The following is a 13,623-nucleotide window of genomic DNA, read 5'->3' as shown; positions in this document are numbered from 1 at the left end:
TAAAAAAGTATGCTCGCGCCCTGCGGTTGACCATAGTATGGTAACCGATGTTGTATATAAGGTGGAAAAGTGTCATTAAGTTGTCTTTGGGATTCCGCTGCAATTGTATCGAATACCAAAGAACTTTTACCTGAACCAGAAACACCAGTAAATACAGTAATGACATTTTTAGGGATACGTAAATTAATTCCTTTAAGATTATTTTGCCTAGCACCAATAATTTCAATTGTGTTTTGTTTATGATCACTCACTTCATTTATCTCCTTACACGTACTAATATTAAGGAAAATAGAGTGATAATCCCACATCCTATTAATACAATAGATACAGGAAACAGAGACACTGATTTGCCAAGACCGGTTAAAAATGCTGTTAAAGAAGCCGTTCCAAACTGAAGAGCACCAAGGACGGCAGAGCCAGCCCCTCTTAAATCAGGAACCGCTGTTAATGCCAAACTGGCTGCATTACCGAAAATTAACGCCATCGTAAACATAAGCATCATGAAAATGGCCGTAGTTAACTCAAGTTGATAAACACTGAGATAATTTACAATCAGTAACAGACAAGATAAGGCAAAAGTTGTTACAACACCAACTTTGATAAGCATTTTAGCGCCGATCCGTTCAACCCAGCGAGCACTAAGTATGCTGCTGGACATCATAATCCCGGCATTAATTGCGAACACAACAGAAAAAAATCCTGGGGTGAAATTAAACATGGATTGGTATATAAAAGGTGATACTGAAATGTAGGCAAACAGTGCTCCAAAGGTGGCCGAGAATATTAACGTATATCCCATATAGATTTTATTTCTGAACAGTTTGAAAAACTGTTTAACTACACTGTTCTTAATTCCGCTATATGCTGATTTATTTGGTAAACTTTCTGGCACATAAGCAAACGTTAAGATGGTGAGTGTCAGTGAAATAACCGCTAAAAAGACAAATACAACTGGCCACGGAAAATGTGCAGCAATGCCTCCCATCAATGGCGCAACTATCGGTGCTACACCTTGTATCGCTAGCATCAGATTGAAATAGTAGGCGGCTTTGTTACCAAAGCTAAGGTCAGAAACAATGGCTCGTGTCAAGACAATACCTGATGCACCACCAGCCCCTTGAAAAAAACGACTAATGATTAACATCTCAATACTTGAAGAAAATGAACAAGCAATTGATGCTACAGTTAGCAAAACCATACCACCTAATAGAAGGTTTCTTCTACCAATCACATCCGACCAAGGACCAATAATTAATTGTCCAATCGCGAGGCCAACCATAAATGACGTTAGACTTAATTGAATACCCGCTTGAGTTGTGATTAGCGCGTGAGACATAGCGGGAAATAAAGGGAGGTACATGTCAGTCGAAAGAGCGCCAATAGCACTCAACATTCCCAGAACCAAAACAAGTTTGAATCCCAGCACACCTTTTTGTTTTTGGTAAGGTGAAACATTCAAATCTGACCAATTGTCATCTAGTATATTTTCTGTTTTTTTCACTGTCATTCATCTCATATAATAAATATGTTCTGAAGACTATAACACCATAGAAAAATGGTTTCCATTTGGAAATCATTTTTTTGCGAGTGCAGCCAGCAATGCCCGCTGACTGCCTTGCCGCTCCTGCCTCAACTGACGAACCCAGCTCCCCAGGGCTGATTTGCTGACATTCATCGTCTTAGCGGCTTCCATAATACTGTAATTTTGGTCAAGGAGTGACTGGGCAGATTCCCGTTTGAATTCAGGGATAGAATTTCTTTTCATCATGTTACCTGTTTGATTGTTGAAGTGAAAATATCACCTTTATTACGGTGACCAAAATTACTGTGCCACATCAGTATGGTGACTGTCTTTGTAGATAAAATAATAAAATCCGCGTGAATATAATAAATATCCGGTAAGGATTTTTATTAATAAGCGAATTATTTGTTATAAAATTAAGATCTAAACTATGCTTATAAAGCACGTTGGGAAATTATGATCTTTATATTTAATTCCTTTTAATAACGTTGTTGTAATATATTTATTGATTATATTTAATATAACCAAAAGTTATATTCTATAGAGGAATCAGACATACATTAAACTGTCACATAAGCCAGCCGGTGATTAACTTTGGCATATCGCCGGTTTTAAACGGTTTGACATACTGATGGTAAGAGTGTGTGCTTGGAATATGTCTCGTCATCACTCTGTGCCAACAATGAAGTTAATTGGGCGTATAAGTTTGTTTGGGTAATGGGTGATGAAAGCTTTCAGGTTTCTCTATGTTGTATTTTTCCCCTCCTATTCTATTGCCATTCTATGAAAATATAACCTAACGGTTAATCCATAACATCATGGTTTTCAACCTTTTTTAAATACGGTGATTATTGCTGACCATCTATTTTATTCTCTGATTAGCCAGAAAAGATGAATTTGTATAGTGAAATTATAAAACAATCTGGTATTATAAGTTTTTGCAAATGTAACACTGGCATATTATTAATTTTTACGTGAAGCGGTTAATATTTTTCGTAAATGCTGACAAAAACTGTCACTAATTTGTGAATAATGCTTGTTAGAGGTAATCGTGTTTTTCCATGAATAGAAATAATATGTACCCAATGGATTTCAAGATGCATCGCGACGGCAAGGGAGTGAATCCCCGGGAGCATAGGTAACTATGTGACCGGGGTGAACGAGTGCAGCCAACAAAGAGGCAACTTGAAAGATGACGGGTATAAATAACGATAGGAATAGTTCAGATGAAATATGCCTTTATTACCGGCGCGACAGGAGATATTGGTTTCGCAATTACAGAAAGATTATCTGAGGATGGTTTTGAACCAATATTATTATCGCGTACTCCTGAGCGTCTTGATAGTGCAATTGGCAAACTACGCAATAAATATGGTAGTCAATTTGCAAAGAAAATAGTTTGTGATGTCTCTAATCACGAAGATGTTAAAAAAGCGTTTGACCAACTGGAGCTTGAAGATAATAAGCTGACGGTACTTGTGAATTGTGCTGGCATTGCTGGTGGCGGTATTACTGCTGAAATAAGCCCACAAACTTGGCAAAATGTCATAAACGTTAATTTAAATGGCACTTATTTTGTTATACATGAAGTTTTGACAAGAAAATTAATGTTATCTGGTGGCAGAATTATCAATATTGCCTCCACCGGCGGGAAACAAGGTGTTATTCATGGTACGCCTTATTCTGCTTCTAAGCATGGTGTTGTTGGCCTGACTAAATCCTTGGGGCTTGAATTAGCACGTAATGGTTCAGGTGTTACAGTTAATGCAGTTTGTCCTGGGTTTGTTGAGAGTGAGATGGCGGAGCGTGTCAGAGAACATTACGCCAAAATTTGGGGCACTGATGTAGCAGAAGCGAAAAGAAGAGTAGAAGAGCGTGTTCCTATCGGAAGATATGTTGAACCTAATGAAGTGGCTGAAATGGTTGCTTATCTTGCATCCCCTCTCGCCGGGGCTGTAACCGCTCAAGCACTTAATGTGTGTGGTGGATTAGGTAATTACTAATCATGGACGATATTTCTTTATCATCTGATTTTTTGGATCTTTGGATTATAAAAATCGATGATATTGATTTAGCTTCTATTGAACAGTTAATTCACCGTTCTGATATAGTTCGCCATAACCAAATTTGTTTAGCGGATAGAAGAAAAAAATTTATATTTAGACGGGTTGCGTTACGTTATGTTTTAAATCAATATTTATCTGATTATGAAATCATAACGAATGATAACGGTAAACCTTATATATCCACGGAGCAAGACTTCAAATATTATTTTTCTCTGAGTGCATCAGGAAACTATTGTGTCATCGGTTTTAGCTCAAGGGAAATAGGTGTTGATATTGAAGTCACTCCTTCTAAGATAAAATTTTCTGAAATTATTGAACGTTTTATTAAGGATAAGGAGTTGGAATATATGAAAGGTGTAATGTTAAAGCAACTATCAGGAGTGAGTCCCGGATTTAAACATTATTATCACTTAATGTCATTATACTATTGGGTTAGGCTTGAAGCATATATTAAATTATTTGCTTCGACTCTACATGAGAAATTATTGGCTAATAACTCTGATTCTGTTAAAGATATGAAAGGATTAGAGGCGAGCACATTATTGATTCATCATCAGAAATTTGTTTGTGCCTTATCTCAAAAGAAGATAATTTCTACACCAAATATCAAGGAAATAAACTATTCCGAAATTATAAGGAACAAAGATGAGTAATATTATTGACTTAAGTGTTCCTATAGATTGTGATTTTTGGGAACCTGAGAAAGTAACCAAGGGAGTCGTTGATCATAAAGAGGGTGCTAATAAATTAGGTGAAAGTTATTTATATTTCCATACCAGTGCATGGTGGAAAAGAGCCTTTATAAAACTATTCAAACGCAAAAAGTGGATCATTGATCACAATGATTTTCCTGATGGTATGGGATTATCACTGATGTATTATCAATTGACCACACATACCGGAACGCATATTGATGCTCCCTATCACTATGGGTGGCATAAAGGACAAGATCAGCCAGCAACAATTACTGATATTCCTTTGGATTGGTTTTATAGCCATGGTGTATTACTTGATTTTAGTCATGATAATCAGTCAATTGATAAACAGTCAGTAGAAAATCAATTAAAGAAAATTAATTATAAAATAAAAGAAAATGATATTGTCCTGATCAATACCGGAGCTGATAAATTCATGGGGGAAAAATCCTATTTTACTCACTATAGAGCGATTGAAAGTAGTGCTGTTCAATGGCTAGTAGAGCAAGGGGTAAAGATTATTGGGACAGATGCATTTAGCTTTGATCGGCCATTCATAGAGATGATTAACGATTATAAAAAAACGGGGAATAAAGATTGCTTATGGCCGTCTCATTTTATCGGGCGTGATCACCCTTATTTACAGATAGAACGGCTTTGTAATTTAACCAGTATTCCGAAACCTTATGGATTTAAAGTGTGCTGTTTTCCAATAAAATTAGAGAAAGCAGATGCTTCATGGAGTCGAGTGGTCGCAATATTATAATAATATGTAATTATATGGTAAGGCGGGGAGAATATGAGCAGAAAAGAAATTTCATAGATCATACAATTATACCCTATGGATTTCAAGATGGATCGCGACGGCAAGGGAGTGAATCCCCGGGAGCATAGGTAACTATGTGACCGGGGTGAGCGAGTGCAGCCAACAAAGAGGCAACTTGAAAGATGACGGGTATAAATCTAATGACCAATATGCCTTAAATATTTAAAAGAAGGGGATTAAGGTATAAGTTGTGCATTGCATGATTTAAATTCACAAAAATAAATCTCAGTGTAAATTAATGACTAGAGGTGAGTAGATACGCCGTTTGATCGTAAATTCCCGTGATCAAGGCGATATATACCTTATGGATTTCAAGATGCATCGCGGCGGCAAGGGAGCGAATCCCCGGGAGCATAGAGAACTATGTGACCGGGGTGAGTGAGTGCAGCCAACAAAGAGGCAACTTGAAAGATAACGGGTATATAAGATATAAGTTAGCAAAAGATATACTATCTTGGCTATATTGTTTGGCTATATTGTACTGTGAGCGGGTATGTCGGCTCTATGATAATAAATTTGTCATCTCCTTTCTGGATGATTTTTAAGAATAAATTGAGATATTAATAAAAAGCTTAATTATTCTATCCATGTGCAGAGCGAAGGGAGTTAACTTAGTTTGGTTTAGACTGGAGTATTCATATTATTCTTGCGGTTTAAATAGATGAAAGAACAGTGAAGAACCAAATAAGTATTTAAATAGAGTTATGGTTTGGTGCTTATTTTAAAGAATTTTGGTTAGGAGATGAAAATCAAATATATATGACAAATGTGATTTTATAGATATACCCAATGGATTTCAAGATGCATCGCGACGGCAAGGGAGTGAATCCCCGGGAGCATAGATAACTATGTGACTGGGGTGAGCGAGTGCCGCCAACAAAGAGGCAACTTGAAAGATGACGGGTATAAATAAAGTAGTTTAATATCACTACTTACAGATAATGATTTTCTTAAATGAAAATGGGTAGCTTTTATATTAATAAAACTTGCCTGAGTAAATGTTTATTCTATTTATATCGAGATAATTATTGTGATAATAAATAACAGAAATGAATCTCAACCACGTAGAGTTGTGGTGACAGGGCTAGGTGTTGTTGCACCGACAGGTGTTGGCGTTAATGAATTTTGGAACAATATTCATAACGGGAAATCGGGAGTGAGTAAATATGAGTGGGGAAGAGAAAAATTTGGCTTTAAAAGCGGAGCAATAGGACAAGTTCACGGTAGTGATGGCAATAACAAAGAATTTGTTCTGAAAAGTGAGCGTAAATATCTTGAGTTTGCGCTAGAAGCCTCTGAGATGGCAATGCAAGATGCAAACTTAAAACCCTCAGACATTGATGGCCGGCGTTTTGGTGTTGCGATAGCAACAGCGATTGCCGATGCTGCGGGAATGGAAGAGTGTTTACTCAGGATCACTAAAGGGGGTAAAGAGAATATTCACCCTGATTTAATTAAATCAGAAGATTATGACAGCTTTGATTTCAGCTCTGCCGCAACTTCTGTTGCGAAAAAATATGGTGCGTCTATGTCCGTCAGTAACATATCAACCGGATGCGCGGCAGGACTTGATGCATTAGGCATCGCGATGGAGCATATCCGTTATGGCAGAGCGGATATTATGCTGGCTGGTGCAAGTGAAGCGCCACTTTGTCCACTCTCTATCGGCTCTTTTGAAGCTTTAGGGGCACTATCATCAAGAGAGTTGGAAAATCAGCAAGCAGCGACTTGCCCTTTTTCCCTTGAGCGGGATGGATTTGTGATTGCTGAGGGGTGTGGAATATTAATTTTAGAGTCTTATGAACACGCTAAGCAGCGTGGAGCACACATCTATGCTGAATTAGCAGGGTATGCATCCGTCAATAATGCTTATCATATGACTGACTTACCCGCGGATGGAATGGCAATGGCACGGTGTATTGATATGGCGTTGAAGGATGCCCAGATATCGCCATCAACGGTAAATTATATTAGTGCTCATGGTAGCTCTACAGCGCAAAATGATATTAACGAATCAAATGCGATTAAGTTTGTTTTGGGAGAAAGTGCATTTGATATTCCAATTAACTCATTAAAGTCAATGACAGGTCATGCTTTAGCTGCCGCTAATGCGATAGAGTCTGTAGCATTATGTCTTGAAATAGAAAAGCAGTATGTTCACCCAACAATTAATTATCAAACGCCAGATCCTAATTGCGATTTAGATTATATTCCTAATCAAGGTTGCTCATATCCAATTAAGACCGCGTTAAAATTATCAAGTGGTTTTTCTGGTATTCACAGTGTTATTGTTATGAGGGCAGTAGACAATGCGTAAAAGAGTTGTCGTTACCGGTGTTGGTGCAATACATCCTGATGGCAATGATGTCACCGCTATAAAATCAAAAGTCATTCAGAAGTTATTGGGCCAAGAATCGAAAAATAATACGACCGCAAGTTCTGTAATAAGAACATTGAGTGATTTCGATGGCGCGAAATATATCAATAACCGCTTAAGACGTAAAATTGATGAATTTTCGGTTTATGGTATCGTTGCCGTTGAAATGGCATTAAAAGCGAGTCGATTGGATGTAGATAAGCTTGATCCTAATCGCGTTGGAATATATGTCGGAAACTGTTTTGGTGGATGGCAACATATTGAGGATGAAGTTAAAGCGCTCCATATTGAAGGCATAAAGGGAATGGGACCTTATGTTGCCACGGCATGGTTCCCTGCGGCACTTCAAGGGCAATTGTCACTGCTTTATGGTTTTAGTGCGCAATCTAAAACGTTTTCTACCTCCGATGTGGCAGGGATGCAAGCAATAGGCTATGCGGCGGAAGCAATTTCTAATGGTGTTGCGGAAGTGATGTTATGTGGTGCGTCGGAACATCTTTCCAGCCCATTAGTTAAAAATTTACTGGAGAAAGCGTCAAACCAGAGACACTCTGAGGTTTTTGGCGAAAAACGGCCAGGAGATTTTTCGGAGGGCGCTGCATTTCTGGTGCTGGAAGAGAGACAACACGCTTTAGAGCGTGGTGCTTCGATATTGTGTGAATTAACCGGTTTTGTTGATTATTTTTCACCTGATAAAAATACAAGAAATAATACCTTAGAATATACTGCTGAACTATTCAACCATAATGAGAATGCTGTATTTATTATGGATGGAATATATGATGATGAAAAAGAAATAACGAGTAAGGCTTTCTCAAATAAAGAGATAAAAACATCATTTATAAATCTGAGGCCTTATTTGAATAATCAATTTTCAGTCAGTGGCGTGATTGATTCAGTCCTGGCGTCATCCTTCTTGTCAGAAAGTCATGGGGATGGGGAACAACAATCTAATAAAATTAATGAGTTTTCAAATGCTAACCAAATAATAATTCAGCGTTTCAGTAACCAAGGTCATGTATGTGCGTTGAGTTTTTCAGCTATTTAATCTCTAAAATATGTAATTACGCGAGGAAAAATATATGAATAATAATCCAGAAGTAAAAATAAAAACGATTTTGTCTCTTTTTCTTAACATTAATATTGATGATTTCAATATGGATGCAAACCTTGCTGATGCCTATGATATGGATTCTACGGAATTAGCTGACTTGGCAAAAGAGATTGAGAAAGAGTTCGGTATTTCTGTGACGAAAAGTCAATTCAGTCATTGGGAGACAGGAAGAGCGGTTCTTGATTTCGTCTCATCAAGTTTAAACGATAAAAATTAACTGCTAATTAAAGGGAAACAGAAATGAAACTAATCTCTATGTTGTTACATTCAGGGCGTGATAACTTACATCATGATTGTATTATCACTAAGGATTATCACTATACAAGAAAAGAGGTAATATCTTCTGTTTCCCATTTAATTGATGATTTACTTAGTCGAGGAGTTCAAAAAGGTAATAAAGTCATTGTTATATTTGAACATGATGAATTAGGTGTTTTCTTTTTAGCTGCGGCTAGTGCTATGGGGCTGCATTTATTAATGCCCTATAATTTATCATCAGCGACAATCGATGAATGGATTAATTTTACCAATGAAGTGCAATACGATTTTGTGGTTTACCTTAAAAAAGATAAACATTTTGTTGGAAGATTAAAAGAAAATAACATTAATGTGATTGATATTTCAGATCATAAGATCCGGGTCAGTGATGATATCGCGGAAATCCCAATGATAACTTATTCTCCGCAATCTATTGCTAATTTTATTGTCCTGTTCACCAGTGGAAGTACAGGTAAACCGAAAGCCATTAGTATTTCAGAATCATTAGTATGTCGACGAATTTATTCAGTGACAGAGAAATTAAAATTTACTCAAGATGCTAAAATATTCATGTCAGGTTTGTTGAATAATACGACGGGAGTGATTTTTTCTTTCGGTTCATTATTACATCAATCAACACTTTTTATACCGGAAGACAGAAATGTAGAGAGATGGCCTGATTATCTTTCTCGCAATAAAATAACTCATATTATGTTACGCCCAGAGTCGATGAAGTTATTCATTAAATCAACCGCAGAACATAATATCGATCTCTCTGACTTACAGGTTGTTGCTTATGGCGCCGCAGCTATGCCGCCTAGCGTACTGGAAAAAGGGCGTCAATTAATTGGCTGTGAATGGATGCAGGGATATGGGTTAAGTGAGACTTATGGTCCTTTCTGTTGGGTAGATGAGCAAGATCATCGTGATAAAAGATATCTCAATTCAATTTATTGTGTTGGCAAAATTGATAATACATTGGAGGTAGCGGTTAAACCTATTATAGGCTCATCTGATAATATTGGAGAAATTATAATAAGGGGTGAAAGTATTATGGAAGGATATTATGATGTTCTTTCTGGAGAAATAACGCCTCCTGATGAGTGGTTTGCCACGGGTGATCTCGGTTATATAGATGAAGAGGATTATTTAATTTTAAAAGGACGTAAGCAAAATACTTTTATGAGTGCTAACGGACATAGAATTTATCCTGAAGAGATTGAATCTATTTTATCCCGGATACCCAATGTGAATGTAGCTACGGTTGTTGGTTTTTCTTTCCATGAAAATGGTGTTGCGATTGATCAACCGGTTGCCTGTATAAGTGGCGAGATATCGAAGAAATCATTACCTGAAATTGAAGATATTATTTCATCATTTTTAAGTCGTAAATTAAGTCGGGAAAAGTGGCCGGACTGGTTCTATGTTACTGATGAATACTTTCCAAAGAGCCATAATGATAAAATACTGAAAGCAGAGTTAATTAAGTCAATCGATCCTAAAAAACTATTTACATTGAGGAATCAATAATGAATTATGTAGAATCACATTCAATTATTTGTAATGCTCAGGTAGAAAATGTATATCAAATCATTTTAAATTCTGATAAATGGCCGGAAATATTTGAGCCTTGCCAGGAAGTAAAAGCTCTCTTTAGGGATAAAGAGGGTGAAAAAATAGAGGTCAAAGCTTTACTTAACGGTATTTTAATGCAATGGGAATCAAATCGTAAATTTTATCCAGAAACATTCAGCATAAAATCAAAACTGAATCCCTCAATGACATTAGTTAAAGAAATGGAAACGTTATGGCGCGTGGTTAAAATCAATTCTCAGCAATGTGTGCTGTTGTTGGAGCATTTATATGATCTTGAGTCTGAAATAGCCGGGTTAATTGATGGTGTTGAAACAATAGAGCAGGCTCACCAATTTATGAGTAAAGCTATTGATACTAATTCAGTTAAAGAGCTAAATAATATAAAAAATATCGTCGAATCAACAGAGGGAGTGGGAAAAGTATTAAAAGGAACGATTACTCACTCAGTCGTATGTGAGGCGCCGGCACAGCAGGTTTATACTTTGGTTAAAGATGTCTCTTGTTGGACAGATATTTTTTCATTCTGTGATGGTGCAGAAGTTTTAAAGAGATCAGGTAATGAAGAATTAGTTGAAATCAAAGCAAAACAAAATAATAAAGCAGTAAGTTGGCAAACGCAGCGATATTATTTTGATACTATTTACCGGATTGATTATGTTATGCCTACACCGATGCCATTATTAAAAACAATGAATGGCAGATGGAAAATCATTCCTATTAATGATCAACGCTGTATTCTAACAGTACAAAGGAACTGGGGTTTATTAGAAGATGTCAGTGGTATCGTTGATGGTGTTGATAATCATGACCAGGCTAATTCCTTTATTATCTCATTTATCAATGATAATACTCGAATGGAGATGGATAGTATAAAGAGTCAGGTAGAAAGTCATAAAAAATCAAATTTATTAACTTTCTCTGCGGGATATTATATTCCTCACCAAGTTGATGATGTTTATAAGATCTTTTTAAATATCGATGACTGGAACAAGATATTACCGCATTGTGATTTAGTAAAAGTCATTTACAATGATGATAAACATCAAGAATTTAATATGGAAGTATCAACACCAAATGGAAATGAGACTTTCCGTAGTATACGATTCTGTGATGCGGATAATTTATTGATTGAATATTTTCAACCAGAGCCGCCTTTAGTATTAAAGTCCCATAGTGGCTCATGGCGTATATTAAGTAAAGGAAGTGGTTCGTTCATTATTTCTAGTCATGATGTTGAGTTAAATCATGATTTATGTGCAGTTAAATTTGGTACGGAAGATAAAGTGAAACAACGAGAGATAGTAAAAAATGCTATTTCAGAAAATAGTGAGAAAATGGTTTTTGCCTGCAAAGAGTGGTTAGACACTCGTATTTAGTAAATCAAAGGAAAATAAGATGAATAATAAAAATAAACCCAATAGAATTTCGCCAGAACTTCTTGCTACTTGTGGTTATTTTATGCCAAGACTATTTTTCCTAAATTCTCAATATGCTCCCCAGGTTCATTGGGGAGATGTTGTTGCGGCATTGAGTCATTTTCCGGTGGGAAATTTAGACTTATCCTCTGAAGAGTTTTGGTATGAATGGATGATTAATTGGTCAAAAGTGGGTGATAGCTATATTAATATCGCTAACTCGGCTAAGAGTGAAGTCAGTCATGTTCGTGCTTTGAGGAGTGCCGCTGCCTGTTATCATTGGGCGGAATTTATGTATTTTAGTGATAGGAGTAGAAAGATACAGCTCAGAGAGTATATTCGTTCATGTTTTTTATCTAGTATAAAATATAGTGATTTGCTGGTTGATCACCAATATATTGTCGTCGATAAATTTCATATGCCGTTCTTCCTTATATTCCCTAAAGGGTATAAAGAAGAAGAGAATCATCCTTTGCCTTGTGTTATTTTATCCAATGGATTGGATTCAATGACTGAAATTGAAATATTATCTTTGGCCGAATTTTTCTTAGGGAAAAATATGGCGGTAGCTATATTTGATGGACCAGGACAGGGAATAAATCTTGGAAAATCGCCAATAGCTATCGATATGGAATTATATGTTAGATCTATAGTTAAATTATTAGAAGATGATACCAGAATTAATAGTAATCTTCTTTGTTTCTTAGGAATTAGTTTTGGTGGTTATTTTGCTCTACGCGTTGCGCAAAGAATTGGCGATAAATTTTGTTGTATCGTCAATTTATCTGGTGGGCCTGAAATAGCAGAGTTTGATAAGTTGCCAAGAAGGCTTAAAGAAGATTTCCAGTTTGCATTTATGCAAGATAATAGTCGTATGCAGTCTATTTTTGACGAAATTAAACTGGATATCTCTTTACCTTGTAAAACCAAGGTTTTTACTGTTCATGGTGAATTAGATGATATATTTCCGATCGATAAAGTGAAAAAATTAGATCAATTATGGGGTGATAATCATAAGTTATTATGTTATGAATCAGAGGCTCATGTTTGCTTAAATAAAATAAACGAATATATGATACAAGTTTCAGATTGGGTTAGTGAGCAATTTTGGCTAAATGGCTATAAAAAAGGCTAACTTGAAAGATAACGGGTATATACCCTATGGATTTCAAGATGGAGCGCGACGGCAAGGGAGTGAATCCCCGGGAGCATAGGTAACTATGTGACCGGGGTGAGCGAGTGCAGCCAACAAAGAGGCAGCTTGAAAGATGACGGGTATATAAAATTTGCACAGATTCATTAGATTATCCAGGATGATTATTATTGACAGAAAAAATAATTATCAAATCTAAAACATAAAGTTATTAATCAACTGAGGTATTGTTATGGGTAAATATTGGTTTTGCTTTTATCTTTAGTAAACGCAATAGTGTACTTATGTAATATTATCGTTTGACATTAATAATCTGATATTAAAAATAAATTAAAGATAAACTAAGGATTATTCATCTTGTCTAAAGAAATTTATTTTTTCAACAGAAGTTAAGGTTAGACCTATTTGAGTATGCCTTTTAGTTCCGCGGCTCTTTTACATTAGTAATAAAATCAAAACATCTTCCCAGGCATTACGAAGCGATATGTCAGAATAATAAGGCCATACTTTTTCTGCTGAGGTATTAACTGGCAGTATGAGAATTGACTTTAATATTTGTGTTTTCTTATATCATTAATACATAGTAAGAGCCTATCTCAAT

Annotated in this window: 11 protein-coding genes and 2 pseudogenes; 10 read left to right on the top strand and 3 right to left on the bottom strand. The window is 36.2% G+C overall.

The features are described 5' to 3' along the window. From LGZ98_RS21545 to LGZ98_RS21535, 3 genes and pseudogenes are all read right to left on the bottom strand, one after another. Positions 1 to 251, bottom strand: a pseudogene (locus LGZ98_RS21545) (excinuclease ABC subunit UvrA); the annotation flags it as partial. Between the two features lie 5 nt (positions 252 to 256). Next, complete coding sequence (locus LGZ98_RS21540) at positions 257 to 1,507, bottom strand: multidrug effflux MFS transporter (RefSeq protein ID WP_262978560.1); 1,251 nt, start codon at positions 1,505 to 1,507, stop codon at positions 257 to 259. Positions 1,508 to 1,612: 105 nt separating this feature from the next. Continuing rightward, a pseudogene (locus LGZ98_RS21535) lies at positions 1,613 to 1,768 on the bottom strand (transposase); the annotation flags it as partial. Between the two features lie 980 nt (positions 1,769 to 2,748). Between LGZ98_RS21535 and LGZ98_RS21530 the strand changes: the two are divergent. The 10 genes from LGZ98_RS21530 (at position 2,749) to LGZ98_RS21485 (ending at position 13,004) form a co-directional block, all read left to right on the top strand. Next, the gene (locus tag LGZ98_RS21530; RefSeq protein WP_113043509.1) at positions 2,749 to 3,525 is read left to right on the top strand and encodes an SDR family oxidoreductase; all 777 of its coding nucleotides are present in this window, start codon (positions 2,749 to 2,751) and stop codon (positions 3,523 to 3,525) included. A gap of 2 nt (positions 3,526 to 3,527) precedes the next feature. Beyond that, positions 3,528 to 4,241 carry a 4'-phosphopantetheinyl transferase family protein gene (locus LGZ98_RS21525; protein WP_113043508.1) on the top strand — a complete coding sequence of 238 codons (714 nt, stop codon included), beginning with the start codon at positions 3,528 to 3,530 and terminating at the stop codon, positions 4,239 to 4,241. Continuing rightward, the gene (locus LGZ98_RS21520; protein ID WP_113043507.1) at positions 4,234 to 5,049 is read left to right on the top strand and encodes a cyclase family protein; all 816 of its coding nucleotides are present in this window, start codon (positions 4,234 to 4,236) and stop codon (positions 5,047 to 5,049) included. Before LGZ98_RS21525 ends, LGZ98_RS21520 begins: the two co-directional genes overlap by 8 nt. A gap of 341 nt (positions 5,050 to 5,390) precedes the next feature. Next, positions 5,391 to 5,654 carry a hypothetical protein gene (locus tag LGZ98_RS21515; protein ID WP_158536595.1) on the top strand — a complete coding sequence of 88 codons (264 nt, stop codon included), beginning with the start codon at positions 5,391 to 5,393 and terminating at the stop codon, positions 5,652 to 5,654. A 485-nt stretch (positions 5,655 to 6,139) separates the two neighbouring features. Further along, on the top strand, positions 6,140 to 7,426 hold the full coding sequence (locus LGZ98_RS21510) for a beta-ketoacyl-[acyl-carrier-protein] synthase family protein (RefSeq protein ID WP_113043506.1): 1,287 nt from the start codon (positions 6,140 to 6,142) through the stop codon (positions 7,424 to 7,426). Continuing rightward, on the top strand, positions 7,419 to 8,534 hold the full coding sequence (locus LGZ98_RS21505) for a beta-ketoacyl synthase N-terminal-like domain-containing protein (RefSeq protein WP_228902909.1): 1,116 nt from the start codon (positions 7,419 to 7,421) through the stop codon (positions 8,532 to 8,534). Before LGZ98_RS21510 ends, LGZ98_RS21505 begins: the two co-directional genes overlap by 8 nt. A 34-nt stretch (positions 8,535 to 8,568) precedes the next feature. After that, a complete protein-coding gene (locus LGZ98_RS21500) occupies positions 8,569 to 8,817 on the top strand; it encodes an acyl carrier protein (protein WP_113043504.1) in 249 nt (82 codons plus the stop codon). 23 nt (positions 8,818 to 8,840) lie between these two features. Next, positions 8,841 to 10,388 (top strand): class I adenylate-forming enzyme family protein, encoded by a 1,548-nt coding sequence (locus tag LGZ98_RS21495; RefSeq protein ID WP_113043503.1) that lies wholly within the window; start codon positions 8,841 to 8,843, stop codon positions 10,386 to 10,388. Next, positions 10,388 to 11,830, top strand: a complete 1,443-nt coding sequence (locus tag LGZ98_RS21490) for an SRPBCC family protein (RefSeq protein WP_113043502.1) — start codon at positions 10,388 to 10,390, stop codon at positions 11,828 to 11,830. The genes LGZ98_RS21495 and LGZ98_RS21490 overlap by 1 nt, the downstream gene beginning before the upstream one ends. Positions 11,831 to 11,849: 19 nt before the next feature. Further along, positions 11,850 to 13,004, top strand: a complete 1,155-nt coding sequence (locus LGZ98_RS21485; protein WP_113043501.1) for an alpha/beta hydrolase family protein — start codon at positions 11,850 to 11,852, stop codon at positions 13,002 to 13,004. Positions 13,005 to 13,623 lie beyond the last annotated feature (619 nt).

The sequence above is a fragment of the Photorhabdus kayaii genome (assembly GCF_025384895.1).
GTDB lineage: Bacteria > Pseudomonadota > Gammaproteobacteria > Enterobacterales > Enterobacteriaceae > Photorhabdus > Photorhabdus kayaii.
Note: the sequence above shows the minus strand (reverse complement) of the source record. Positions and strands in the feature narration are given on the sequence as shown.